General features: G+C 56.1%; 1 protein-coding gene. It reads right to left on the bottom strand.

The window, feature by feature from the left end:
• Nucleotides 1-46: 46 nt before the first annotated feature.
• The coding region (locus FCS21_RS16895; RefSeq protein ID WP_222928013.1) for a hypothetical protein at nucleotides 47-410 on the bottom strand (364 nt) is incomplete at its 5' end.

The raw sequence follows: 410 nt of genomic DNA, 5'->3' as shown, positions 1-410 counted from the left end.
TGCATATCGAGCGCCCACAACTTCAACATCTCATCCATTTCAGGGATCAAAATGCAGTCTCCTGCCTGGGCTCAACCGTCCCGCGCTTCCAATTGACCGGTTTCACATACTCATAACCACGCACGCCACCGTGGCCGCTAGTCTGGCGTCGACGCGGCCATTTCAACCGATGCATAATCTTACCGATCCGCATCTGCTCAGGTCTGCCCCAGTGGCTCGGGTCGATATTCAGCGCCTGCTGCAACAGGTGCGCGCCCGTCACTGTTTCGCCGATATGCTTGGCTGCCAAGTAGTGAACCACTGGTTCTTCCCACATATCTGCCTGGAAGCGCTTATCCTGCTCAGCCGCAAACAGCTCGTTTTCTTCACGCTCAGCCCACCAAATATCACCCGCGCGAAAACAGGCTACC

The sequence above is a fragment of the Colwellia ponticola genome, assembly GCF_005885605.1.
In the GTDB taxonomy this organism is placed as follows: Bacteria; Pseudomonadota; Gammaproteobacteria; order Enterobacterales; family Alteromonadaceae; genus Colwellia; species Colwellia ponticola.
The sequence above is the reverse complement of the archived record's forward strand: the minus strand, read 5'-3'. Positions and strand labels throughout refer to the sequence as shown.